This is a genomic window from Variovorax sp. WDL1, from assembly GCF_001541225.1.
Classification (GTDB): domain Bacteria; phylum Pseudomonadota; class Gammaproteobacteria; order Burkholderiales; family Burkholderiaceae_C; genus Variovorax.
The window spans coordinates 9,173-33,402 of the sequence record NZ_LMTS01000130.1; the positions used below are offsets into that span (position 1 = coordinate 9,173).

General features: G+C 62.9%; 22 protein-coding genes. 5 read left to right on the forward strand and 17 right to left on the reverse strand.

Annotated elements, in window-relative coordinates; genetic code table 11:
* The 3 genes from APY03_RS18015 to APY03_RS18025 all read left to right on the forward strand — a co-directional run.
* The coding region (locus APY03_RS18015) for an integrating conjugative element protein (protein WP_232324322.1) at window positions 1-1,377 on the forward strand (1,377 nt) is incomplete at its 5' end.
* Window positions 1,374-1,742, forward strand: a complete 369-nt coding sequence (locus tag APY03_RS18020; protein ID WP_068678680.1) for a hypothetical protein — start codon at window positions 1,374-1,376, stop codon at window positions 1,740-1,742. The genes APY03_RS18015 and APY03_RS18020, both read left to right, overlap by 4 nt.
* Before the next feature lie 15 nt (window positions 1,743-1,757).
* Window positions 1,758-3,278 (forward strand): conjugal transfer protein TraG N-terminal domain-containing protein, encoded by a 1,521-nt coding sequence (locus tag APY03_RS18025; RefSeq protein ID WP_068678682.1) that lies wholly within the window; start codon window positions 1,758-1,760, stop codon window positions 3,276-3,278.
* A gap of 11 nt (window positions 3,279-3,289) precedes the next feature.
* Here the strand turns inward: APY03_RS18025 and APY03_RS18030 are convergent, their stop codons facing one another.
* From APY03_RS18030 to APY03_RS18040, 3 genes are all read right to left on the reverse strand, one after another.
* The gene (locus tag APY03_RS18030) at window positions 3,290-3,655 is read right to left on the reverse strand and encodes a DUF3742 family protein (RefSeq protein WP_068678684.1); all 366 of its coding nucleotides are present in this window, start codon (window positions 3,653-3,655) and stop codon (window positions 3,290-3,292) included.
* Window positions 3,656-3,738: 83 nt separating this feature from the next.
* A complete protein-coding gene (locus APY03_RS18035) occupies window positions 3,739-4,371 on the reverse strand; it encodes an RES family NAD+ phosphorylase (RefSeq protein WP_068678686.1) in 633 nt (210 codons plus the stop codon).
* A gap of 12 nt (window positions 4,372-4,383) precedes the next feature.
* Window positions 4,384-5,010 (reverse strand): integrase, encoded by a 627-nt coding sequence (locus APY03_RS18040; RefSeq protein ID WP_068678688.1) that lies wholly within the window; start codon window positions 5,008-5,010, stop codon window positions 4,384-4,386.
* A 314-nt stretch (window positions 5,011-5,324) separates the two neighbouring features.
* Here APY03_RS18040 and mobH point away from each other — a divergent pair, with 314 nt between their 5' ends.
* Complete coding sequence (mobH, locus tag APY03_RS18045; protein ID WP_068678690.1) at window positions 5,325-7,187, forward strand: MobH family relaxase; 1,863 nt, start codon at window positions 5,325-5,327, stop codon at window positions 7,185-7,187.
* Window positions 7,188-7,241: 54 nt separating this feature from the next.
* Here mobH and APY03_RS18050 read toward each other — a convergent pair whose 3' ends face one another.
* The 7 genes from APY03_RS18050 to APY03_RS18080 all read right to left on the reverse strand — a co-directional run bounded on the left by APY03_RS18050 (window position 7,242) and on the right by APY03_RS18080 (window position 15,745).
* Entirely contained in the window at window positions 7,242-8,132 is an 891-nt protein-coding gene (locus tag APY03_RS18050; RefSeq protein WP_180984002.1) for a TAXI family TRAP transporter solute-binding subunit, read from the reverse strand.
* A 586-nt stretch (window positions 8,133-8,718) separates the two neighbouring features.
* A complete protein-coding gene (locus APY03_RS18055) occupies window positions 8,719-9,768 on the reverse strand; it encodes a porin (RefSeq protein ID WP_068678695.1) in 1,050 nt (349 codons plus the stop codon).
* Window positions 9,769-9,825: 57 nt separating this feature from the next.
* On the reverse strand, window positions 9,826-10,761 hold the full coding sequence (locus APY03_RS18060) for a dihydrodipicolinate synthase family protein (protein WP_068678697.1): 936 nt from the start codon (window positions 10,759-10,761) through the stop codon (window positions 9,826-9,828).
* Between the two features lie 39 nt (window positions 10,762-10,800).
* Window positions 10,801-11,751, reverse strand: coding sequence for an amidohydrolase family protein (locus APY03_RS18065; protein ID WP_083944443.1), 951 nt, complete (start codon window positions 11,749-11,751; stop codon window positions 10,801-10,803).
* Entirely contained in the window at window positions 11,752-12,618 is an 867-nt protein-coding gene (locus APY03_RS18070; RefSeq protein WP_162487159.1) for a tripartite tricarboxylate transporter substrate-binding protein, read from the reverse strand.
* 216 nt (window positions 12,619-12,834) lie between these two features.
* Window positions 12,835-14,067 (reverse strand): LVIVD repeat-containing protein, encoded by a 1,233-nt coding sequence (locus tag APY03_RS18075; RefSeq protein ID WP_068678702.1) that lies wholly within the window; start codon window positions 14,065-14,067, stop codon window positions 12,835-12,837.
* Between the two features lie 19 nt (window positions 14,068-14,086).
* The gene (locus tag APY03_RS18080; RefSeq protein WP_068678704.1) at window positions 14,087-15,745 is read right to left on the reverse strand and encodes an FAD-dependent oxidoreductase; all 1,659 of its coding nucleotides are present in this window, start codon (window positions 15,743-15,745) and stop codon (window positions 14,087-14,089) included.
* 164 nt (window positions 15,746-15,909) lie between these two features.
* Here APY03_RS18080 and APY03_RS18085 point away from each other — a divergent pair, with 164 nt between their 5' ends.
* Window positions 15,910-16,857, forward strand: a complete 948-nt coding sequence (locus APY03_RS18085) for a LysR family transcriptional regulator (protein ID WP_068678706.1) — start codon at window positions 15,910-15,912, stop codon at window positions 16,855-16,857.
* A 303-nt stretch (window positions 16,858-17,160) separates the two neighbouring features.
* Here APY03_RS18085 and APY03_RS18090 read toward each other — a convergent pair whose 3' ends face one another.
* From APY03_RS18090 to APY03_RS40335, 7 genes are all read right to left on the reverse strand, one after another.
* Complete coding sequence (locus tag APY03_RS18090) at window positions 17,161-18,105, reverse strand: LysR family transcriptional regulator (RefSeq protein WP_068678708.1); 945 nt, start codon at window positions 18,103-18,105, stop codon at window positions 17,161-17,163.
* A gap of 77 nt (window positions 18,106-18,182) precedes the next feature.
* On the reverse strand, window positions 18,183-19,385 hold the full coding sequence (locus APY03_RS18095) for a patatin-like phospholipase family protein (protein WP_068678710.1): 1,203 nt from the start codon (window positions 19,383-19,385) through the stop codon (window positions 18,183-18,185).
* Window positions 19,386-19,411: 26 nt separating this feature from the next.
* On the reverse strand, window positions 19,412-20,470 hold the full coding sequence (locus APY03_RS40330; RefSeq protein ID WP_083944445.1) for a lipid A deacylase LpxR family protein: 1,059 nt from the start codon (window positions 20,468-20,470) through the stop codon (window positions 19,412-19,414).
* Between the two features lie 28 nt (window positions 20,471-20,498).
* Complete coding sequence (locus APY03_RS18105; RefSeq protein ID WP_232324323.1) at window positions 20,499-21,011, reverse strand: acyloxyacyl hydrolase; 513 nt, start codon at window positions 21,009-21,011, stop codon at window positions 20,499-20,501.
* 128 nt (window positions 21,012-21,139) lie between these two features.
* A complete protein-coding gene (locus APY03_RS18110; protein ID WP_068678714.1) occupies window positions 21,140-21,613 on the reverse strand; it encodes a hypothetical protein in 474 nt (157 codons plus the stop codon).
* A 39-nt stretch (window positions 21,614-21,652) separates the two neighbouring features.
* Window positions 21,653-23,992 (reverse strand): FAD-dependent oxidoreductase, encoded by a 2,340-nt coding sequence (locus APY03_RS18115; protein WP_083944447.1) that lies wholly within the window; start codon window positions 23,990-23,992, stop codon window positions 21,653-21,655.
* A gap of 50 nt (window positions 23,993-24,042) precedes the next feature.
* The coding region (locus tag APY03_RS40335; protein WP_157103423.1) for a DUF3861 family protein at window positions 24,043-24,230 on the reverse strand (188 nt) is incomplete at its 5' end.

Consider the following 24,230-nt stretch of genomic DNA (forward strand, 5'->3'; position numbering starts at 1 on the left):
CAGAACCTGTCCACCAAGGCGTGCCGTCTGCTGCGCCCGACGGCACTGGCCGGCACGCTCGCCCTGGTCTGCGGCCTGGCGTGGGCGCAGGTTGGATACCAGAACAGCGGCCCTGTCATCGGCGATGACGTCATGTACTCGATCGGCGGCGGCAGCGCGGTGTCCATGGGCCGGGCGGCCGGCATGCGCTCCATCGGGGTCGGCGTGGGGTGGAACAGCAACCTGATCTGCGGCGACATGAGCATCCAGACCACGCTGCGCAATCAGCTCAACGGCATCACGAACGGCTTCCAGCAGATCATGAGCAACGTGATCCAGAGCGCCACCAGCGCGGTGGCGTCCCTGCCGGCGCTGATCATCCAGCGCGCCGATCCGGGCCTGTACAACCTGCTGACCAATGGCGTGCTGCAGGCGCGGCTGGACTTCGACCGCTCCAAGCTGACGTGCCGCGCGATGGCCGAGAAGATGGCCGAGACGGCGGGCGGCCAGCTTGGCTGGAGCCAGATGGCGGAAGGCATGGCGCTGCGCGACGCGGTGGGAAGCAACGATGCCGTATCGGCCGTCGAACAGGCCGAGACGCGCCGGGGCAACGACGGCGTGCCCTGGGTGGGCGGCAGCAATGCCGGCGGCACGGGCCAGTCCGCCATCCGCGTGGTTGGCGACGTCACCCGCGCGGGCTACAACCTGGTCAACGGGCGCGGCGTGACCGACACGTCCTCCATCTCGCCCGCCAGTTGCGCGAGCCTGTCCTGCCAGACCTGGACGTCGCCGCAGCAGGCGACCGAATGGGCCACGCGGGTCCTCGGGGAACAGGTGCAGCGCACCTGCGATTCCTGCACCAAGACCGAGACAGTGCCCGGCGTTGGGCTGACGCCGCTGATCCAGGAAGAGTACGAAACCAAGCTGGAGGTGCTGCAGGAACTGGTTTCCGGCACGCGCAACACGACGTTCGAGAACCTGCGCGAAGCGGGCAGCACGTCGCTGCCGATCACGCGCGGCGTCATCGAGGCGCTGCGCGACGAGCCGGACCAGGACCTGCTGGCGCGGCGCCTCGCGTCCGAAGTGGCGCTGTCGTCGGTGCTGGAGAAGGCGCTCCTGCTCCAGCGCACGCTGCTCACGGGCAAGAAGGAACCCAACGTGGCGGCCAACGAGTTGGCCGTGGAGGCTGTAAACCACGAGAGCGACACGCTCGACCGGGAGATCCGCAACCTGAAGACTGAGCTGGAGCTGCGCCGCGAGCTGGCGAGCAACTCGCCGATGGCGATCATCCAGCGCCACGGTACGCGCGCGGCCGGCTCGCGCGGCATCTACGAGGGCGATCCGGTGCCCGACCGCCTCGACCGGTTGCAGAAGGGCAATCCGGGGAATCGGCCATGAGCGCGGTGCGCATGACCTGGCGCCCCTTGCGTTGGCTGTTCAGCCGGCGCGCCGCGAAGGCGCTGCTGTGGACGGTGGTGATCGTCGCCGCTGCGGTGGTGGCCAACATCGCCGGCATCTACCTGGTCGGCAGCGTGGCCGGCTGGGAGCGGTGGCTGGCGGCCTCCGCGGAGTACTTCTTCGTCTGGCGGCTGTGCCTGTACGGAGCGACGGCCTATGGCTGGGTCTGGATGCGCCGGCGGCTGCTGGCGCGTGAAGACCAGGACGGGACAGATGGGCAGGCACGGCGCCGCCTGGTGCGCAGCGAGGTCGCCGGCGTCGTCGCCATCGTGGTGCTGGAAGCCAGCCTGTTGATGCGGGGCTGAGGGGAGATTCGGGCCATGACGCTCTTCACGACCGACTACCTGGAGTACTACCTGACGCTGGTGTCCTGGATCGTCAACAACGGCATCTGGGCGGTGCTGGTGTCCAGCGGGGTATCCGCGCTGCCTTTCGTGGCGATCATCGTGCAGGAGTGGCTCAAGGCCCGCACGGAAGGCGCGGACGAGGGCAACAAGGGCGTGCTCTCGGCCGCGCGCATCGAGAACCGGGTCTTCGTCGCCATCGTGGTGGTGATGTTCGCCGGCATCCCGTTCATCGACGTGGATCTCAACACCATCCAGTACGACAGCTCGCGCTCGGCGCAGTGCCAGGTCAGCGTGCCGCAGCCCACGGATACCGGCTGGTCACAGTCCTTCAGCACCATCAACAACCAGTCGGCTAAGGTGCCGGTCTGGTGGGCTTTCATGCACGCGCTTTCGCGCGCCGTCACTGGCGCCTCGGTGGCGGCAATTCCCTGCGGCACCGATCTGCGGCAGATGCGCATGGAGATTGACGCAACGCGCATCGACGACCCGGTGCTGGCTCAGGAAGTGGCGGATTTCTCGCGGGATTGCTATGGGGCTGCGCGCGCCAAGCTGTTCATGCAGCGCCCGAACCTCGATGAGGCGCAGATGCACGACGTGACCTGGATCGGCTCGCGCTTCTTCACGGACACGAGCGGCTACTACGACACCTATCGCTCCAGCACGCCGCGCGCTGATTGGCCCTACGACAGCAACCGCGATGCAGGGCTTGCGCAGGTGGCCAGCGGTGGCGGCTACCCGACCTGCCGCCAGTGGTGGAGCGATGGGAGCAACGGCCTGCGGGCACGCCTTCTGGGTCAGGTGGACCCGAGCCTGCTGAATCGCCTGGCGGGCTGGGCCGGGTTCCTGAGCCGGGCCGAGGTGGACGACTCGGTGATCCGCGCGATCGCTTCACCGCGGCAGCAGAAATTGAACCAAGGCAGCGTCTATACGGACAATGGCGGCCAGATCGACAAGACCTTGCCGAATATCGTGACGCGGGCCACGGGGGACGTTGGGATGGCCGTAGGCGCGATTGCCGCGTTTCCCGCCATGGACGTCGTGAGACAGTCTCTGCCCATGGTCCTCGCCTTGCTCAAGATGGCGCTGGTCATCTGCATCCCACTCGTGCTGGTCGTGGGCACCTATGACCTGAAGACGGTCGTCACGGTCAGCGTCGTTCAATTCGCGCTGTTTTTCGTGGATTTCTGGTTCCAGCTCGCGCGCTGGATCGACAGCACTATCCTCGATGCGCTCTATGGCTGGGGCTTTGGCTGGAACCGGCCACACACGAACTTCGACCCGCTGGTGGGGCTGAACAATGCGTTCGGCGACATGCTCTTGATGTTCGTCGCGGGCACGATGTTCCTGGTGCTGCCAGGATTCTGGCTGGCAAGCCTGACCTGGGTTGGAATTCGCGCCGGACATGCCATTCAGGGGCTGTCGGACGGCAGCAAGAGCGCCGGCCAAGCCGGGGGCAAGGGGGCTGGGGCACTCACGGGAGGCAAGCTGAAGTAGCCCGGAGTCCGTCAGTCGTCGGTGTACAACTCGTGCGACGTATCGTTGTACAGATTGGGATCGTAGCCCGGTGTCTTGCGCAGTTCTGTGAGATCGGTGAAAGGCCACTCGTCCTCGTCAGAGGTATTGGCAGCAGCAGCCCACGCCGCCGCCACGACGCCCAACAACACGAGCGCGAACCAAAAAGCAACGTAGAGCAGCAATCCCACCACAGACAGCTTGACCACCCACACGAGCGCGGTGGCGCCGGCGGCCGGCACCCCCTTGGACACCAACCAGTTCGACGCCCGACGTTCGCCGCGCGCGTAGGCGCGCCATCCGCGGCCAAAGGTGCGGCCGAGGCGTTCTGCGGTGCTGATGCGAGTCGTGGTGTTCATGGTCGTCTCCTGCTACAGAGGGATGCCTATTCCAGTTTGGTCCATTTCATTCTGTTTGGGGCTCAATGCGTTCTCTTGCTGCTTCAGGACGCTTCGTCACCCGGTTCCACCGGGCCGCGGTCGGGCTCCACGCCGACGCAATACGTGGCAACGAAGCGCGGCCAGTCCACATGGTCCACCAGGTCGATGTCATCGACAACGCCGATCTTTGCTGCCGCACGCTCGAACAGGGCGATGCTCTTGGCGGGATAGTTGTTGCGCGATGGATAGAGCACCCCATCGAACAGCGGCTGGCCGTCATCGCCGAGCATCGCATGCACCTGGGCGGACACCTGCTGCGTGTGCGTGTAGTCGCGGCTGGCCAACTGTTCCAGGTTCAGGCCGAAGTAGCGCGCCATGACACCCCCGGCGGTGAGATCGGCCAGGCGCACGTCGTCCAGGACGCCCACGGCGCGCACGAGCCGGCTCTCGACTTCCTTCAGCGCGATCGAGCGCTTCTCGTCCGTCAGCCACTGGTGCTTGTGAAACACCGACTCCATCAGCGCCGTGGACAGGTCGCGGCCCAGGTAGAGCACGCCGTAGGTCCGCGCCGGGTCGTCGTAGCGATTGGTGCCGTTGCGGCCATAGTACAGCGGGCTGCCCCGATAGACGACGCGGCTCACATGCTGGAGCAGTTCACCCGCATCGATCAGGAACAAGGGCAGTTCGCGGCTCATGGCGGTCTTGACTCAATGCACCGGGACGCCCAGCACGTTGAACACCGCTTCGGCCACGTCATCGATCGTGCCATGCGTCACCGCATCCACCGGCGAGCGTCCGCCCAAGCCTTCGAGCGGTTCGGACAGCGCGCGGTAGATCGTCCAGTGGTCGATGCCCTCGACCTCTTGAAGCACGGTTTGGGTCAACTGCTGCTTCACCGGGTCGAGCTGCCAGTCGGGCAGCTTCTGGCCGCGCGGCCCCACGTTCAGCGCCAGCAGCCGGCGTGCGAGGATGTCCTTGTAGATCTGCTGGCGCGACTTGTCTGCCAACTTGGCGTACTCGGGGATCGGCAGGTTGTGCGGCTGGTTGAAGGTTTCCAGCAGCGCGGCGCGGCCGCGCTGGACGTCGGTTTCGCTCGGCGCCCAGCGCGTCTCGGCGCGCAGTGCGCCCGCCTTGCGTGCGAGGGCCTGTGCCACCGTCTCCGCTTCCAGGCTGGCGGGCAGCTTCACCGCCTCCACACGCTCGTGGACGAACGCCTGCAGTTCGGCCGCGAAAGCCGAGGCATCCCGGATTTCGACGGTATCCGCGAAGCGGCGCACATCCTCCACCGTGACGCGCGGCAGACGGCCAGCAATGAATTCAATGGCATTGGGCATGGTGATCTCCCAGGCAGGTTTGAGACAGGATTCACTCTAGTCTCCCTTGTCGCATTTGTCAACTTTGTCGCCTTTGCGAGAACCTGCCTGGTGGAAGCGGCGTCCACGCAGCATAGAGCGCGACCGGCACCGGCTCGCCGTCCAATCCATTCGAGCGGGTTCCCCATTGACGCTGGAGCCGCACCCCATGCCCCGCTATACCGAAACGGCTAAAGGCCAAAGGGCGGAAACGGCAAGGGAATGGGGCAAGGGGAAAGGCCCTACCTCGAAAAGGCCAAAAGGCCTCCCGGCCGGCCCGCCATCAGGACACCGACATGCTCTCCCTGTTCCAGCGAAAACGGCCCCCGGTCGCTGCCGCTCCGACACCACCACCCGCCGCCGACCTCCCGAAAGGGCTGCTGCGGCCCGAGTCGGCCGCATTGCTGCTGGCCGCCCCGCGCCGGCAGAAGCTGCTGGAGCACATCTGGCAGCGCACCTCGCTGTCGCGCAGGCAATTCGCCACCCTCTACCGCACGCCGCTGGAGCGCTATGCCGAACTGGTCCAGGCCTTCCCGGCGTCCGAGGCGCATCACCATGCCTACCCAGGCGGCATGCTCGACCATGGGCTGGAAATCGTTGCCTACAGCCTGAAGCTGCGGCAGTCCCATCTGCTGCCAATTGGCGCCAGCCCCGAGGACCAGGCAGCGCAGTCTGAAGCCTGGACCGCGGCCGTCGCCTATGCGGCATTGCTTCACGACATTGGCAAGATTGCCGTCGATCTGCACATCGAGCTGGCTGACGGCTCGACATGGCACCCCTGGCATGGCCCCCTGCACCAAGCCTACCGTTTCCGCTATCGCGAGGATCGCGAGTACCGCCTGCACAGCGCCGCGACGGGCTTGCTCTATCGCCAACTGCTCGATCGGCACGTCCTGGATTGGCTCAGCGGCTATCCGTCCCTCTGGGCCTCGCTGCTCTATGTCCTGGCCGGACAGTACGAGCACGCCGGGATACTCGGCGAACTGGTCGTGCAGGCCGACCGAGCCTCCGTGGCCCAGGAACTGGGCGGCGATCCCGCGCGCGCCATGGCGGCGCCGAAGCACGCGCTGCAACGCAAGCTGCTGGAGGGTCTGCGCTACCTGCTCAAGGAGGAGTTGCGTCTGAACCAGCCGGAAGCCTCCGATGGCTGGCTCACCGAGGACGCGCTGTGGCTGATGAGCAAGACGGTCTCGGACAAGCTGCGCGCCCATCTGCTGTCCCAAGGCATCGACGGCATCCCCGCGAACAACACTGCGGTGTTCAACGTGCTGCAGGACCACGGCATGTTGCAGCCCACGCCGGACAGCAAGGCTATCTGGCGCGCGACCGTGACCAGTTCCACCGGCTGGTCCCACTCGTTCACCCTGTTGCGGCTGGCGCCCGCGTTGATCTGGGAATCAGGCGAACGGCCTGCGCCGTTTGCTGGCACGATAGCGATCGACGCGGCACCTGCTGGCAAAGACGCGGATGCTTCGGTTTCTCCGCCGATGATCGCGGCCACACCCGCCGACGAAGGCCGGGAGCCCCTGCCATGGGAGAAAGGCGGCGACACCGCTGCCCCGGCTCCACCACCCGCTGCCCAGGCCGCGCTTCCTGCCATGGAGGACATGCTGGCGATGGTGGGCATGAGTGATCCACCCAGCGCTCCCCAGGATGCGACGGCCGATTCAGCCAACGTACCTGCCGCGCTTTCCGAAGCACCTGTTCCGGCGATGACTGCGGTCGTGTTCCCGTCGTCCGCACCCATGACTGCCCCCCTATCCTCGGCCGGACAGCCATCCGGCGAGCATTTCATGGCATGGTTGAGACAGGCAGTTGCCTCGCGACGACTCATCATCAACGACGCGAAGGCACTCGTTCATACCGTGAGCGATACCGCGTACCTGGTCAGCCCGGGGGTGTTTCAGCGCTACGCTCAAGAACACCCACGCGTCGCACAACTCGCCAAACAGGACAACCTATCCGACTGGCAATGGGTTCAGAAGCGCTTCGAGAGGCTCGGGTTTCATAGGAAACAGAAAAGCGGTCTCAACATTTGGAGCTGCGAGGTTACTGGCCCGCGCAAATCCAGACGTCTACATGGTTACTTGCTGGACGATCCGAAAGAACTGTTCAGCGATGTGCATCCGAACAATCCATACCTTTCACTACGCATCTGACGCCTCCCCGACACGCACCGGGCGTTCACGAATTTCGTGCATACCTCCAAATTCCTAGCTTCCCACAACCCCTACCTCGGAGAGGTATTGCAAAGTGCCGCTGTGAATATGGTCCGCAGCGGGCGCCGCGGCAAGCGTGTTCTCGGGCAAGGTCTCTGCGGCTTGCTCCACGCGTGCCACTAACAGCCCATGCCCTCGATGAAGCGCCTTTGCAATCCGATACGCCGAGTCTTGCTCGAGTGATGGCCGGCATAAGATATAGCTCCACGAGCCGACGGCGCGAATCGGCTCTGTCTGGCCAGGATAGGCGCCAGCCGGAACAGTGATTGGCTTCAGGAAGTTGTGTTTGGCGCGGACTTTATTGATCTCTTCGACGGATAGCCCGATCAGGCGCCCTCCAGACTTTGTGATAGTTGTAAATCCGGGCCATCCGATACCGGCACCCCACTGCGCCGCCACACGGCCGTCTGCCACCATGACAGGACCGTCGGCCGCTTGATCCAGATAATGGGGCTCGAAGTCCCTATCTCGATCAAGCCCAAGCCCATCCATGACGTACTTGCCGAGGAGCGTAATTCCAGACGCCCGCGTACCCCAGGAAATCGGCTTGCCCACCAAGTCCTGAACCGATCGCACAGAGCTGTCACCGCGCACGGCGAACATGCCCGGGCTTGAGTAGATTGCAGCGATGATCTTGAGATCCGACTTTTGCCTGCCAATGCCCGCAAAGGCCTCGTACGCCGGTTCGCCGGCAACCAGCGCCATATCGAGTTGGCCGGCTTCGAGCAGTCGAATGTTCTCTGCGCTTCCACGCGTATTGCGCGTCTGAACGGCCACGGAGGGATCCACTTCATTGATCACTGCCGCCGCGGCATCACCATACAGCGGAAAGCCGCCACCTGGCGTTGCGGTGCCAAATGTGAGTTTTGTCGACAAATTGGACATCATGTCACTCCTTCTAAGAAAATTCATGATTCGGGAGACGGCTCCGCGTCAGCATTGGATGGCTGCCCTCGGCTTTCGAGGATGCCGGTCGTGATCGACCCAACCGAGTAGAGCGAGGAGTTGAGAGGACGCAGAGCACTTGCTGAAAGCGTCGATCCACTGCCCATCCTCTCGCGCTTGGAATCGTCGCAGTTGACCTCTTTGCTGCAGCCTGACTGTCGAGCGCGACGATGAGCCATTGGCCGGGCCACTGAACTACCGACCTTGCATGTTCGCCGGTTGTTCCCGGCGCGCAGAATTGGCAGTACGAACACCACGATAGACAGAGCGCCCAGATAGCCAACGAGAATCCTTCTACCCACGGAAGCGGCCCAGTCGACGGGCCACCCTTCGTATGATTGGTTTGCAATGGCTCCAGCCACGCAGGTCAATAGGCAGTTCATCAGCCCCGGAGGAATTGCGTCTACGCCGCGCATATAGCGGCGTTTGATGCGGGCGACATTGCAGAGCAAGACGCGGTAGACGCGCGCCCCCGGCACGCGCGACACACCACACGTTCGAAGCGTGCTGAAGGGCGCAGGCATCGTCAAAATCGGTGGCGTATTCCCAAGCCTACGCTCGTGCCGCTGCGCAATGCGGTGACTGCATCCCGAAGCACGACGGCGTAGACGTCAGTTCGTTTCGACAGGAAGTAGTCATACCCGACACTGGCGGTTGTTCTGGTCGAGGCCACAGGTCCAGAGACTTTGGTTCGGGCGACAGCGGCAAGCACAGACCCTGCGCCGACAGGAATCGACACGCCCGCGGACATAGTTCTCGATTCGTAGTCGAGGACGTCCCAGCGCGAGCGTCCATAGGATCCGTATGCTTTCAGGACTCCAAAGTCGTATGAGCCGCCCACCATCCACACTGTCTTGGTCGTCAGCACGTTCACGCCGCGAATGTTCGTGGTAATCGGTGCAGGGTTGACCGGATTGGAGATCTGGTCGCGCTCGTAGTAGGCCGCCAAGTTCAGGGGACCCTTCGTATAGAACGCCGTGGCACCAACATTCTTGCTACCTTCCCCCGGCGTGCCGCTGAGCTGCTCGCCAAACTGGTAGTGCAAACTCGCCCGGAAGCCTCCGGCCGTCGGCGTGGTGTAGACAATCTGGTTGCTCCATCCCGTGTCGGCAGGGGTGGTGCGACGTGGCCACGCGGTCGTGTTCACGTTCGAGTGCAAAATCAGCGGCGAGAAAGTGAAGGATCCTGCAAAGGGGTTGGATACGATGCTCGGCTCCATATTTGGGGCCTGCGAGCGACCCAGCGTGACTGCGCCGAAGCGCCCCGAAAGCGCGATGTTGGCGTCGCGCGAGAAATAGGGATCGTTGTCGAACCGCCCGGTGGAACCAACATCTGGACGAAAGAAGGCATTCAGTTTGACCGTGGCGCGCACGCCGCCGCCCAGATCCTCCCCAACAAGAAAGCCGAACCAGGAGGTTGTTAGTCCCCCTCCGTTCACACCGGAGATGCTGCCCAGGTCTCCGGCCATGCGGATACGGCCGGCATACGCGTCGACGACACCTGTGATGGTCACCGTCGACTGCGCGTTCGCGGAAAGGCTTGCAATGCAGCAAGCTCCTGCAATTATTTTCTTCATGGTCTCCTCTCGGTTTTGTGAACGATGATTCGGATTGAGCTGCGTCTCGCGACTCGTTCACCCCCCCGCGCAGTGGTCTGCGAGCTGCCCGGTCGGGAGCGCGTAGCCGTCCCGCGCCAGTTGGCCTAGCAGATGCCCAGCACGGTCCTGCTCCAGTGGGAGCAGAGGCGCACGAACGCGCCGCCAACTCGGATCTGCGTAACGTTGCGCCAGAACAGCCTTCACTGCGGGGATCAGCGGGTAGGCTTCGACCAGCTTTCTGCGTCGGGTGATCGCACTCTGAAGCGAAGGCGCTTCGGCTTCTTTCCAGCGCAGATGGACTTGCTTGATGGCTTTGGCATTGATGTTTCCTGTCGCGGTGATGCAGCCCGCTCCACCGGCATGAAGCCCGTCGAGCAGGAACGCCTCAGAGCCAGGAAACACACGCAGTTGTGGAAAGTTGCGGATGACCGCGAGCGTGTTTTCGAAGTCGCCCGAGCTATCCTTGAGCCCCGCGATCGTCTCGGAATAGCGCTGAAGGAGCCGTTCGATCAGGGATAGGCTGAAGCCGACCTGTGCGAACGGCGGGATGTGGTAGAGGTACAGCCTCAATGCGCTGTCGCCCACGCGTTCGATCAGTTCGCTGAAGAACGCGAACAGTCCGTCGTCCGATAGCCCCTTGTAATAGAAGGGAGGGAGGAGGAGCACGCCGGCACAGCGCACTTGGACGGCAGCGCGCGTCAGAAAAACCGCGTCTTCGATTGAGCAGGCGCCTGTGCCGGGCATGAGTTGCGATGCCGGGATGCCATGCGCAAGCAGATGATCCAGTTGATCGGAGCGTTCTGCCACGCTGAGGGAATTCGCCTCGCTCGTAGTGCCCAGGATCGCCAAGCCATCGGCGCCCTCGTCCAGCACAGTACGGCAGTGATGGAGGAACAGTTCCGCGTTGACGGAACCGTCGTTGTTGAAAGGAGTGGACGTGGGTACCCACAGCCCGCCCAAAGCGTGCGTCATAGATTGCCTTTCGAAGTGAGGAAAGTGGCCGAGGAGAAGTTACGGTGGCCAGCCGTAGAGGCGCCTTGCATTGGTCGAGAACAAGGCGACCTGGTGCTCGCGGTCGGGGATCCATTCGGCGACCTGATCCAGCAGATCGGCGTCGTGGGGCATGGCTGTGCGCACCATCACGTGCGGCCAATCGCTTCCCCAGACGAGTTGGTCGGGACAAACCGCTGCCAACCAGCGGGCGATGCGCGCTGCGCGCGCGTAGTTCGGTGGATCCGCCAATCGGTAGGGGGCTGTCACCTTGATCCACCCCAGTTGGGCCCTGGCCAGATCCAGCATCGCTTGCATGCCAGGGTGCTGCTCGTCAGCGACGTTGCGCGAGAGATAGCCCATGTGACCGAACACCAAGGGGACGCCCAGGTCCCCGAGCACGCTCGCCATGTCCGGGTACTGGTCGACGTGCATCAGCAGTTCCAGATGCCAACCGAGCGGTCGGATCATCTCGGCCAGACGCGACATTCGTTCCTGCGGCAAGCGAGGGCAAGGTGTCTGCAGATCGACCAGGTTGAGACGCGCGCCTCGGACGCCGAGGGAGTGCATGCGCGCGAGTTCGGATGTTGCTTCATCGCCGCGCAGTACCACTACGCCGCGGGCGCGCTCGCCCACAGCCTGGAGTGCGGCCAGCAGGACGCGATTATCGTGGCCGTAGACGCTGGGCTGCACAAGCACGCAGCGCGTGGCGCCCAGATAGTCGCGCACGCGATCGTAGTCCGGCAGAAGACAGTCTGGTGGTGTGTAGACCCGCTCCTGCACATAGGGAAAGTCGGTGGCCGGTCCGAGGATATGGAGGTGGCAGTCGCAGGCGTCAGAGGGAAGCTCAAAGCGTGGACGCCTGATCTCGGCAAGAGGGGCCGTGCACGGAGGCGCGTCCGCACCATCGCGAACACTGCCTTCGTGTGACATGCTGATCGGCGCGACGACCGAGGCGCGTGGCTGTGTCACTCAAGTCACCTTTCGCATCAGACGATCGAGGACCACATAGTCCTTGCGCATCAGTTCCGCGAAGGCCTGCGGCGTCATCGTCATGGCCTCAGCCCCTGCCGTGGTGATCTTCTCCTTCAGCGCGGACGTGTCTGCCAGCTTGCGGATCGCTTGATTCAACGTCTCGATCACGCTGGAGGGAGTCCTGGCGGGTGCCAGTAGGCCGACCCAGACATTGCATTCGGCGGCGGCAAAGCCGGCCTCGGCGATGGTCGGCACGTCCGGCATCAGCGTCGAACGGGCCGGCGCACTGATGGCCAACGCGGTGATCCGACCGGTCCGGACCATGCCCAGCGCCGCGCCCAAGGGCGCCCAGCCGAAGTCGGCGCGGCCTGCCGCAACCTCCGTGACGATCTCACCTGCACCCTTCATCGGGACATGCAGCGCTTGGATGCCGGTTGCATCTATCAGCATCTGTGTGTTGATATGCGCGCCGCTGCCGATGCCCGCAGTGACATAGTTGAGCCGGCCCGGCTGTTCCTTGGCGCGCTCGATCAACTGACGCACGGAGTCCGGTGCGCCGTGCGACGGGACGATCAACAGGTTCGGAAAGGCTCCCAGTGGCGCGATCGGAGCGAAGTCCTTGATCGGGTCGTAGGGCAGGTTCTTGTAGAGTGCACCACTGGCTAGATGGCCCATGCCGATGACGGCCAATGTCTGCCCGTCAGGCGCGGACCGCGCCACGGCGGCAGCCGCGAGCGTGCCACCCGCTCCGGTGCGGTTGTTGACCACGAAGGGCTGCTGCAGCGCAGTTCCAAGCCCTTCCGCGAACACCCGTGAAATGAGATCCGATCCACTGCCCACCGAGAACGGCAGCACCAGTTGCACCGGGCCGCTCGGATAGGCATTTGCTCGCGCCAGTGGAGTCACGGCAAGTCCCAACCCGGCTGCAAGAACAGCTCGCCGGACACGGTCCGGGTGAACGCGCGGCGACGCCGCTTCTTTCCGATGAGTGTCCATACCTTTAACTCCTATGCGTTGCGTTATCGTGGTCGTCCTGTGCGCCGTTCGCTGGCATCCTTGCTGATGGCGTGCCCGCCCGAATCAGCCGCCCTCGAACTGCAGAATGTGCAGTCCCGCGTTCGGGTCGGTCAGGTAAATCAGACCGTCAGGATCGACGAACAGGTCACCGGACTGAACTACATGTGGTGCATTGGGCCGCGTGTCGATCAGACTTTGCGGCGCGGGCGGCACGAAATGGCCTGCCTCCCGCGGTTGAAAGGGGTTGCTGATGTCGTATGCCCTCACGCCAGCATTCAGGTAGGACGCGAAGATCAAGTTCGTGTTCTGCCAAGACGCCGGCCTGTTCTCATGCAGGTTGTGCGGCCCAAACTTGCCGCCTTTGGCGCAGTAGTCGGTCTCATCCGGAACCGGTAACGTTGCGATTGGCACTGGGTTCAACGGCTCTCGCACGTCGACCAGCCAGATGCGCGGTACGCCGTTGGCACAATGAACGGTCGTTGCCTCGTCCGCGACGACGGCCAGTCCGCGGTCGGGCAGAGGAAGCGCCGTGTGCGTTCCGCCCGCAAAGGGCGGGCACCAGTTCAGGTGACTTACAGGATTGGGATTTGTGGGGTCGCTGATGTCATGCACGGTGAAGCCACCGTCACGCCAAGCGCCGTATGCCAGCGACCCTGCAACGATGGCATGGTGCGCTGCGTACCGCCTGCCGGCCGGTACCTGAGAAACCTCCCCGCCAGCAGCCCATTGGCCAGGTAGCCACCACCGGCCAACGATCACCGGCCGCTCGGGCACCGCGAGATCGAGTATGGCCATCACATGGTCGGTGAATCCTTCCATATGAACAGCTACGTAGGCGTAGCGGCCGCCAACCCACCAAATCCGGTTCACGCCAAGGCCCGGCACCTGAAAGAAGGTGATCTCGCGCGGAACGCCGGGCTGGCTGATGTCATAGATGCGCACGCCGGCGGAGAACTGCAGCGCCTCGTCCTGGAACGACTGCGTGAGGGTATTGGCGAAGTACTTGCTCTGATCTTGGTACTGCGCCAAGGTCCAGATGCTCGGTCCATTGATCGCCAGCAACAAGTCGTCCGCAACCTGGAGGTGATGCGAGCGCGTGTTCTTGGGCATGGGCACGAAGGCCATAGGCCTGGGATTTCTGGGATCCCTCACGTCGATGACGCTGAAGCCGTCGTTGAACATGTGTCCTACGTAGGCGAATCCGCGGTGGACGATCACTTGGACGCCATCGGGTCGGCCGCCTTGGTCGCTGTGCGCGACAAAGGAAATATTCGCGGCGCTGTCCGGTTGATACATGGTCTTCGCCGTGCGCCGTTCAGACCGCTGCAGTCTCGACAACCCGGCCGGCGCCGCGAACCAGGTCGATCAAGGCCAGCGGGTCTGCAGGCACCGTGTCTCCACGCCATGCCACATACTGATCGGGCCGCACCAGCGTGAGCTTGCGGTCGTATAGTCCGCCGGCTTCGGCCGGCGTCACATCGACCACCTTCAGGGGAACGCCTCGCTCTGCAGCGGCTTTGACCAGGCCCTCAATGCCAACCGACGGATCGACACGTACAACGCTGTAGTACGAGCCCAGTTCGTCATACAGCGAGCGGCGCCCCTCCAGCCAGACATGTGGCGCACGGCAGCCCGGCACCGTCGACGGCTGAAACTCGTGCATTGAGTAGGGAGGATGCGATTGGCCGTCGTAGGCGATGATCGGCGAGTCGGCATAGTAGTAGCCAAAGTTCAGCCCCGCCGAACATTGCTGCCTCACCTCCAGCTCGCGCGATTCGGCCCCAAGCCGGGCGCGCGATGCTTCTCCGGCGGAAGAGTCCTCCTCGATGTCCGCGGGGACGGTGCGGCGCTGGTTCATCACCGCCACCGCTGTGTCGGTGATGATGTGCGAGATCTGTTCGGTGATCGGCTTGCGCTCGGCCTCGTAGGCGTCGAGGATGCGCTCGCCGGCCCAGCGATGCAGGACTGCGGCCAGCATCCACGCCAAGTCCGCTGCATCGGCGATGCCGGCGTTCATGCCATAGCCGGCAGCCGGAATCCAAAGGTGGCAGGCATCCCCGGCGATGAAGACCCGGCGGTCGCGCATCTTGTCTGCGATCATGCGACGACCCATCCAGTTCTCTTGCGACACCACCTCGAACTCGAACTCCGGTCCCACGCCCAGGATCTGCCGTATGGCCCAATCCTGGTCTACCTCGCCATACTCCTCGCCGTTGTAGAGAAAGTTGTGGACATTCCAGCGCTCCTTGCCGTCGATCGCGATCACCGTGCCACAGCGGCGAGGATTCAGGATGAAGTACATCCAGGCCGGATTCGGTCCCAGCAGGGGAGCCAGCTTCGGGGCGCGGATGAAGCTGGTCTGCACGCGCTGGATCTGAGCGGTGCCGACGAAGGTTGCGCCGATCATCTGTCGCACGCTGCTGCGGCCGCCGTCGCAGCCGACCATGTAGTCACCGCCAATCAGCTTGACCTCTCCCGATGCCATGTCCCGCACACGGACCACGACCCGATCCGGTTCCTGCACGAAATCCAGGAACTCGTGCCGGTTCAGGATAGTGATGCCGGACTGCTGCGAGGCGTGCGTGAAAAGCACAGGTTCAAAGAACAACTGGTTCGCGCGATGCGAGGGCTCTGGTGTCGGCCACCAGCTATCAGGCGAGGGCACGCCGGCCTTGCGGCCGCTGCGTGACGGCAACTGGAGGCGAGAGATCTCGATGCCCGTCACGCTGGTCGCGGAAGAGACGTCGGTGCTGTGATCGAGGGGCAGCCCGACTTCGCGGATTTTGTGTGCCAGCCCCAGCCGTCGATAGACCTCCATCGATCGAGCGGATATCGTGTTGCATTTGACAGCGGGAGGCTCACCAGCCGCGCGACTCTCGATGACGATCACATCGATGCCTCGCCATGCCAAGTCCATCGCCAGTGTCAGTCCCACTGGACCACCACCCACCACCACCACCTTTGCCTGATTCATATCTCTCGCTGTTCCGAAGTAGATTGCTGGACGAACGTCGAGCGACGTGGCTGCGGTACGTCTGCGTACCGAAGATCGCACTCGCCTCATACGTAAAATTCATCGTATCCAGCGTCCGAAGAGCACAGAAGCTGGATGTTCGGGTAGCCCTATAGGAATCTCCGATGGCCCAAACAGCGCCTAATGAAGCCGACCGCATCGGCCGTCGTCTGCGACTACGGGATCTGCGCGTCCTGACCGAGGTCGTGCGCTGCGGGAGCATGGCCAAAGCAGCGGTGCATCTGGCGATGTCGCAACCCACCGTCTCCGAGGCGATCGCGAGTCTTGAGCGCGCGGTGGGCGTTAGGCTTCTAGATCGGCATGCTCAAGGTGTCGAAGCAACGCCCTATGCCGAGGTATTGATAAAACGAGGCCGCGCTGCTTTCGACGAACTGCGGCAAGGCTTGTTGGAAATCGAGTTCTTGGCGAACCCAACCATCGGAGAAGTCCGCATTGCGTGCCCCGAGTTCGTGGCCGCTGGTCTACTGCCTGGCGCTATCGCCACCTTCGCCGAGCAGCATCCTGGCGTAGTCTTCCATCTGATGCATCAGGACACTACGACGCTGAACAACCATGAACTTCAAGATCGTTCTGTCGACCTCATCCTGAATCGCTTGCCGCCCGATTTCGTGGATGACGATTTCCGCACGGAGGAACTGTTCCACGACCCGCACTGGATCATCGTCGGGCTGAAGAGTCCGTGGGCTACGCGCCGTAAGGTTCGACTGGAGCAACTCTGCGATGAACGATGGATCTTGCCGCCCTCACCATTGATTCAGAAATCATTGGAGGCAAACTTCGAGATACGCGGCTCGAAACCACCCAAGATTTATGTCTCATCCGCTTCCTTGCTGCTGCGAACCGAGTTGTTGGCAACAGGGCGCTTCGTTTCGGTCATGCACGCCTCTACCCTTGCCCGAAATGCGAAGGTATGGGGCTTGAAGCGATTGAACGTCGACATTGACCTGCGATCACCCCCTATTTCGCTGGTCACGCTCAGAAGGCGGACTCCGACGCCAGTTGTCGAGCGTTTCATGAAGCACCTCCGGATGATAGCGGCATCTGCAGCCTGAGATATTTCAGCGGCGGACTCACTCATAGCTGCTGGACGACGCCTCGCCGTAAGTCTCACTCGTTTTGCACAAGGCTCAGCGGTTCAACAATGTCGCCATGGCAATGTCCTGGCAGGTCAATGGCAGCGGCAGCAGGTTTGGCATTGCTCCTGACTGACTTTGCTTCAAGACTCGAAGGCAGATCAACAAAAGCGGCCGAGAACGCTCCGTTCTAGGCCGCGAGTGTGCGCATCACGTTTGCTGGACGGCCTGCCGCCCGAGATTGCCAGGTGCATGGCCCGGGGAGCGACGCTGCGGTGCTGTTCAGCGTGCGTGCGCTGCTGCCTTGACGGCGCTTGTGGTCGCGCGCAGCGGCTTGCCGGCGTAGCGGCCGCGCTGGCCGATGCGCGACTCCAGGTAGTCTAGCAGCGCACGCTGGGCCGCACTGTTGTGATGCCGCTCCAGGTAGGCCGCCGAGAGCCACATATCGGTGCGGCCGTAGCCCTGCAGCATCGGCACCAGTTCGCCGTGGTCCACCTGCGGTTGCACCGCGAGCGAGGGCACGTAGATCACGCCAAAGCCGCGCGCTGCCACCTGGATCAAGGGCGGCCCTTCCGACGCTTCCATCCGGCTCTTCACCGGCACGTCAATCGGCTGGCCGGCGTCCTCGAAGCGCCACACCGGGTGCGTACCGCTGCGCGTGAGCGCATCGTGCTCGCGCAGGTCGTCCGGGTGGTGCGGCTTGCCGTGCTTCTTCCAGTACGGAGGCGAAGCACACACCATCATCGGGATGCGCAGCAGCCGGCGCACGATCAGGTTCTCGTTCTCGATCGGGCCGAAGCGCAACTGCACGTCGATGCCATCTTCTGCCAAGTCCACCTCGTCAGACATCTGCAGCGAGATGTCCACCTCGGGATAGAAGCCCAGGAACTCCGCCAGCATGTTGGGTAGATCACCACTGGCCATCACGTAGGGTGCGGCGATGCGAAGCCGCCCGCGCGGCGTGCCGGCGCGCTCGACCAGTTCGGCACGCGTGCGTTCGATCACCTCCAGCATCGGTACGCTGCGGGCGAGCAGCAGTTCACCGGAGTCCGTCAGGCTCACAGAGCGGGTGGAGCGGTTGAGCAGGCGCACATCGAAGCGCGTCTCCAGTTCCGCCACGTACTTGCTCACCGTGGCCTTCGACACGCCCAACCGCTTGGCCGCGGCGGAGAAGCTTCCCTGCGTCGCCACCTCGCGGAATGCGCGGATCAGTTCGATGCTGTCCATCTCTTTGGCTCCACCATTGGAAATGCTCTGACTCGCATCGCTCAAGGTCTGCCCGCATGGGAACGAAGCGCCCCGCCTCAGTGCCACCCGAAGAAGTCGCAGACCGCGCGCTGTTGCATCAATGTGTCGCGCTCGCCCAGCGCCATCACCTCCTGGGTGAATGGAGCCTCGAACAACAGATAGCTGGCCAGCGCCGAACCGCTCAGGTCACTGCTCGCGCTGGACGAACCGACGCCGCGTAACAACGCGCGCACGGTTCGCGGCAGGTGCTTTTGGTGCCGAGCCGCAATGTCGTCGATGCGCTCGCTCGGCGCGATCACCAGCGCTTTCACCGGCCGTAGGGAGGTGGCCATGCGTTGGCCCAGCGTCATCATTTCCAAAGTACGGTTGACGCGCTCCATACGCTCGATGTCCACCGAGAGCGAGTCAAGAAAGACATTCGACAGGACGTGTCCTCCAACTTGAGCCAGCGTCGGGTAGCCACCATTTCGCACGATTCGCCCACGTGGTTCGTGCATCCGGCCGACGCCAATGATGAGCATACGTTGCGCACCCAGGTGAATGGCCGGCGAGATCGGTGCGGTCTGCCGCATCGAGCCATCGCCGTACCAGCCGGCATGCTCCGTATGCTCGATGCGCTGTGCCGGAAACACAAAGGGAATAGCTGCCGAAGCGAGCAGGTGCTCCGATCCCAGCCGCATGGGCACCGCCAGTCGCTGCGAGCGTTCGTAGCCTGTCATGTCGCCGATGGCCTCAAAGAAGGTGAGGTGCTCGCCGCTGGTGTAGCTGGACGCTCCTAGCGCCAGCGCGTACAGATGGCGCTCGGCCAGCATGCGCGGCAGCAGTTCCAGCGGCGTCCAACGCCGCAGCAGTTCGGCTAGCGGCGCATTGTCCAGCAGCGAACGCGGCCCTTCTTCGCGCCAGCGTGCCAACATCCAGCCAATCGAAATAGCGCCCAGCCACCGCGCGCCGCTGCGGGCGATGCCAAGCGCATCGGTGCGATACACCTGACCCGCGTGGAAGTTGCGCCAAACTGCGGCGATGGCCTCCACGCCCGCATCAAAGGAGTCTGCGCGACAGGCCAAAGCGGCGGCGTTGATTGCACCTGCCGAGGTACCGCATAGGATGCCAAAAGGGTTGGGGGCCCCTTCGCCTAGACGTTCGCGACGCAACGTCACCAAAGCCTGCAGCACGCCGACCTGGTAGGCAGCGCGCGCACCGCCACCGGAGAGCACGAGTGCCGTCTTCGCTGCGCTAATAGGCGGCTTAGTATGCGACATCGCAGGCGGCCCCCGTGGACGCTGACTCATTCATATAGGAGCACGATGCTGGCGTAGTTGACCGACGGTGGATGCGGCATGCCGGGTACGGAATACTCGGCCCTGCGCCATGCCATCAGATACGTGTTCGTCCACCGGCCGATGCCGTAGCTGAAGCCTGCGCGCAGTTCGCCGGCCAAGTGCTCGGAACGGACGTGGGAGACGCCTCGGCATGGCTTCCCATCGATCACTTCGTTCCAGGCAAATGCCCTGACATCGATACCGATGAAGCCGAAGTAGCGCGCAGCATCGGATGCACGCTGGCAGCCTCCTGCTTCGGACACTCGAAGAACGTGACTGACAACGCCGCGTGTCGCAATCTCGCAGCCGAAACGGCCATACCGCAAAGTGGCCCCGGCATGCGCATAGCCTTGGAGCGTACCCAGCATGCCGCCAGCATGCGCGACCAGATCCGCGTGGTCATTGCCCCAGCGCCTACGCTCCAGGACACGAACCGCGGCCGCAGCGCGGTTGTGAAGCTGGTTATCCCAGCCCTTGGGAGTGTCAGACCCCGTGATGCGATGAACCCGCTCCTGCGCTTGACGCGCCAGCGAAGCATCGCCGACGAAGCCGAGACCCATTTCGATGCGCCTTGCCGCAAGTGCGCCCCCACGCCGGCCAACGGCTTCCCAACTGCGCCCAACGTACAACGCGCCTGCCCAGGGGCGGTCATCGGGTTGCGGCTCCGCAACTTCTATGACTGCTGGTGTGTAGATCTCCTGGGCGATAAACCAGGAATGCAGCCCGCGTCCTCCAGCGTTGTCGGTCACACACGGTTCGCCGATTCCGGAACCTGCGATCCCGTCCATCAATTCGTCGATCGGCGTTGCACGTCTTGCCAAATCGCCAAATGTCTCAATCCGAATTCCGCTGGTATAGCCCCCGTCAATGTTGCGAGAGGTCATCAAGTCGTTGTCAAACCTCACAAGATAGGCCTGCGTACCAAACTCGCACATGCTGAATGCCTCAAGTGGCAGAGAACACAGACCCGCCGCAATGACAACGATGGTCCAAGCAGTTCGGCGTCGGGGGAAATTCAAGGGCATCGGCTTGGATTGATGGTGGTCAGCGCGTTCACAATGGAAGTGAGAAACGCAAGAACATGAAGTTCTCACCCGGGTTTGGCTTCTTGATGCCGGCGTTCGAGAAGTGCTGTACACGCAAGGAAACCTCGTAAGCCTTCTCCGGCCCAAAGCGGTAGCCCACTGCCAGTACTTCCGTGAACTGGAAGGCCGTGCTGAATTGACGCTCCCGTGAGCTGTAGAGCCTGTCCGTCACGCTTCCTCCCAGGCCGGCCTCTATGAACCAAGGAGACTGCTGATCTGCTGGCTGGTAGCGCCATCCCAGCAGTGCGCCAAGCTGGGTGTAGCCTCCGGTCGTGCCACCGGCATGATGCGATCTCCAATGGCTGGCCCACAGATCCCAGTGCAGCGTCAGCGGGCCTGCATCGCGCCGGATGCCTTCAAACAGGCCAGAGGGGACCACCGCGCCCATGGTCATCGCGTGCGTTGCGTCACCCCGCAAAGAAGTCGATCCAGCCTGCACATACATCTTCGCGTCGGCAAAGTTGCCTTGAGCTGCCGACACGGATGGCAGAGCACCCAACGCCAAGCCCACCAGAATGCAAGTACCGCGTCCAGCGGCCACGACGCGAGCCACGTCCCTGCTGTGCGCCCGCGATGTGGCCCGCTTTCTTGTCGTGTCTGGACACGATGTCATCTGGACGAGCGTCCTTTCTTCTCCATAGCTACGTGGGCACCTGGCCACATCCGCGAGAACTGACTTAGATAGGCCACCCATTGAGGCGGTGACTCCGATGATTCGATGGAGTCCGTCACGATCCGCGATACCTGGTGATTCCAGGCGATGAAGGCTTCCGCCAATTCGCCCGTGACCTTGGCGGGATTGCCCGCATCGGACTGCAGCACCTTCTGAATCGCGGCTTGCCGCTTTTCCCAACGGCGGCGGGTCAATTCGAGCTGGACGGTGATCAACGCGGGAACGTCGGTGACTGACATCAGTGCCCGGATTTCCTCGTCCGACTCTGCGAGTGCGGCCAAGGCCAACTGCTGGCTGTGGCCCATTCCCTGCGTCACGGCCTGCTGAGACAACTCGACGAGGCGCTGAAGGTATTGCGCGTTGGCCTGGAAGAGCGGCACTACGGCATTTCTGCTGGCTTCATGGCTCATGATGACTTTCCTGGAAGAAGGGATGGCCGGACGATCTTGCTAAGCGAAGCCAGCATGCGGATAGGAATTGCGCGCATGTTCAGCCTGCACCCTCTGGCGATGCCCGCCGGCCGAATCGGGCAACGCCAAGGTTGATTTCGCCAAGGCATAGCCCTGGGCCTGGTTGTTCCGGATGGCTAGGTCGGAGAAGTCGTAGTCACGCGACGGCAGTTCGTCGGGCGGCGGCTTGCGCATGAAGCGCGTGATCTGCGTGGATACGCCGTTGCCCATGAGCTGGATGTAGCGCGGCAAACGCTTGATGCGATCGCGTTGATCTGAACCAATCTCTTGCATGAGGTGATCGATCAGGTCGCGATAGGCTTCTGCCATCTCCCGCACATGAAGATCGCTGCGCACGCGCTCGGCGTAGATGATCTCGTCGCGTCGTGCCAGCACTTCCGTAATGTTGGTGGGCAGTTCCCTCTGGCTTGCGAACAAATCGACGATGAATACGCGTTTACCGTCCGGCCCGCAGCGGTCGATCACCAGGTCCAGTGGTGAGTTGCTGACGATGCCCCCATCCCAGTACGGATTGCCATCGACAAAGGTCCATGCAAAGCCAGGCGGCAGGCTTCCGCTTGCAATGATGTGATCGGGAGTGAGGTCATCGACGTAGCTGTCGAAGGTCTCGAACTCCGCAGTGAGAACGTTGACGGCGCCTACCAGCAGTCGCACCGGGCTACGCCTGAGCGCGGGAAAGTCCACGTATTGGGCCAGCAAGCGCCGCATGGGCGAGGTGTCATAGAAGCTGATCCAGTTCCATGGCGTTTGCAGAAACGCCTCCCACGGCGCGTACAACGACGGCATCCAACGGGGCCGGAAGAACTTCTCCATGCCGAAGCTCACGATCTGCGCGGCGGTGAGCGCATGTCGCATCTGTTCCGTCGGTGCCATCGGCGAGGCCACCTGGATGTCGGCCCAGAACGCTTCGAGTGCTTCGGTGGCCTGCTCGGGATGGCTGGCGACGATCGCTCCATTGAAGGCGCCGATGGAAATGCCGGCGACGATGTCCGGAAATATCTGCAGTTCTTCAAGCGCTTTGACGACGCCGCACTCAAAGGCCCCCAACGCGCCACCACCCTGAAGGATCAGTACGTTTTGCATCGGCAGGGATTGGAGTGCGAACGCGGGATCTTCTAAGCGGCGCTTGTCTTTGCGAAGGTTGGTCCGATAGCGGATCAGGCTCTCCGCGGCGCGTATCTCGTCCGGTGGACGACCCAGCATGAAGACGGCACGAGGAATGCCGTTGTTGAGGTAGTAGATTGAAAACGAGCGGTCCTTCAGCGACCCCTGCGAGACGGTCTCGTCCGCACATGAGGGATCGCCCACGACATTGAAGCCGACGTCGCCGATCTCGCAGAAGAAGCAGGAAACCTCGTCGTAGCGCCGCCGTCGCCCGAACATGTTGCGTGCGGCGAGCTGCCCCTGCTTGATCGCGTTGTCCCAATGTTCGATATGCCGCCGCTGGGCAAACACTGGGTCATAAAAACTCGCCACGTCGCCGGCCGCGTAAACATTCGGCGCGCTGGCCTGCAAGCGCTCATCGACGACGACATAGCCATTCTCCAACTGAAGGCCACTGTCCTTCAGAAACCCGGTCGCGGGCTCAACACCTATGCAGATGATGGCCAAGTCGCAGGCAACTCTGGCGCCGTTGGCAGTTTCCACCTCTTTGATCGATTTGCGCCCGTGAAAGGCGACCACTGACTCGGTGGTCATCACCGATATACCGTGGGCAAGCTCGACCTGGTGGCGAACGAAGTCCGAGAGCACCGCCGATTCGAGATGTCGCAGAATTCGATCTTGGGCTTCGATGACGACGACCGACAGGCCAAGTTCTCGCATCGAAAGGGCGACTTCCATTCCAAGAAATCCGCCGCCAATGACGGCCACCCGCCTGGCTCCTGCTGCGGCGTGCCGGATGGCTTCGGAGTCAGCCTGGGTTCTCAGCGTATAGACCCCGCCGAGCGTTGCCCCAGGGACGACAAGGGCTCGCGGAATCGATCCCGTGGCGATCAGCAACTTGCCGTAATGGATCAAAGAGCCTTTCGACGTCCGGAGCCACTGCTTGGCTGTGTCGATACCGACAGCCCGGGTGCCCAAGGTCACTTCGATCCGGTGTTCTCGATAGAAGTCTTCAGGATGGACGAGGATTCGCGTTTCGTTTACCGTGCCCAGCAGGTACCTTTTGGAAAGGAAGGGTCTGTGATAGGGCAACGTCGGCTCTGCCGACAGTATCTGGACCGAACCTGTTGCACCTTCTTGGCGCAAAGTTTCTGCAGCGTGGGCGCTGGCAAGGCCGCCGCCGATAAGAAGGAAGTCAATTTCCTGAAGCGACACACGATCTCTCCGCTGTTGGCGCCCCGCACTAGCAGGTCAGTCCAGTAAATTCATGGGTCCGTCCGAGAACCGGCCTTGAGTTCTTTCACGAACTGATAGAGTTGCGGCAGGAATGAAGATAGAAGCGGGTTGTCCTTGTTCGCCAGGATGGCTCCGCCAAACAGCTTCAGACCAACCGCAAATGCCGCCGCATCTTCTTGGCTGCTGAAATCACCTCTGCTGCGAATCCACGTCACGA

Excerpts from the sequence above, each read along its gene's own strand:
- APY03_RS18020 (WP_068678680.1), top strand. The coding sequence starts at position 1,374 with ATGAGCGCGGTGCGCATGACCTGGCGCCCCTTGCGTTGGCTGTTCAGC.
- APY03_RS18025 (WP_068678682.1), top strand. The coding sequence starts at position 1,758 with ATGACGCTCTTCACGACCGACTACCTGGAGTACTACCTGACGCTGGTG.
- APY03_RS18030 (WP_068678684.1), bottom strand. The coding sequence starts at position 3,655 with ATGAACACCACGACTCGCATCAGCACCGCAGAACGCCTCGGCCGCACC.
- APY03_RS18035 (WP_068678686.1), bottom strand. The coding sequence starts at position 4,371 with ATGAGCCGCGAACTGCCCTTGTTCCTGATCGATGCGGGTGAACTGCTC.
- APY03_RS18040 (WP_068678688.1), bottom strand. The coding sequence starts at position 5,010 with ATGCCCAATGCCATTGAATTCATTGCTGGCCGTCTGCCGCGCGTCACG.
- mobH (WP_068678690.1), top strand. The coding sequence starts at position 5,325 with ATGCTCTCCCTGTTCCAGCGAAAACGGCCCCCGGTCGCTGCCGCTCCG.
- APY03_RS18050 (WP_180984002.1), bottom strand. The coding sequence starts at position 8,132 with ATGTCCAATTTGTCGACAAAACTCACATTTGGCACCGCAACGCCAGGT.
- APY03_RS18055 (WP_068678695.1), bottom strand. The coding sequence starts at position 9,768 with ATGAAGAAAATAATTGCAGGAGCTTGCTGCATTGCAAGCCTTTCCGCG.
- APY03_RS18060 (WP_068678697.1), bottom strand. The coding sequence starts at position 10,761 with ATGACGCACGCTTTGGGCGGGCTGTGGGTACCCACGTCCACTCCTTTC.
- APY03_RS18075 (WP_068678702.1), bottom strand. The coding sequence starts at position 14,067 with ATGTATCAACCGGACAGCGCCGCGAATATTTCCTTTGTCGCGCACAGC.
- APY03_RS18080 (WP_068678704.1), bottom strand. The coding sequence starts at position 15,745 with ATGAATCAGGCAAAGGTGGTGGTGGTGGGTGGTGGTCCAGTGGGACTG.
- APY03_RS18085 (WP_068678706.1), top strand. The coding sequence starts at position 15,910 with ATGGCCCAAACAGCGCCTAATGAAGCCGACCGCATCGGCCGTCGTCTG.
- APY03_RS18090 (WP_068678708.1), bottom strand. The coding sequence starts at position 18,105 with ATGGACAGCATCGAACTGATCCGCGCATTCCGCGAGGTGGCGACGCAG.
- APY03_RS18095 (WP_068678710.1), bottom strand. The coding sequence starts at position 19,385 with ATGTCGCATACTAAGCCGCCTATTAGCGCAGCGAAGACGGCACTCGTG.
- APY03_RS40330 (WP_083944445.1), bottom strand. The coding sequence starts at position 20,470 with ATGCCCTTGAATTTCCCCCGACGCCGAACTGCTTGGACCATCGTTGTC.
- APY03_RS18110 (WP_068678714.1), bottom strand. The coding sequence starts at position 21,613 with ATGAGCCATGAAGCCAGCAGAAATGCCGTAGTGCCGCTCTTCCAGGCC.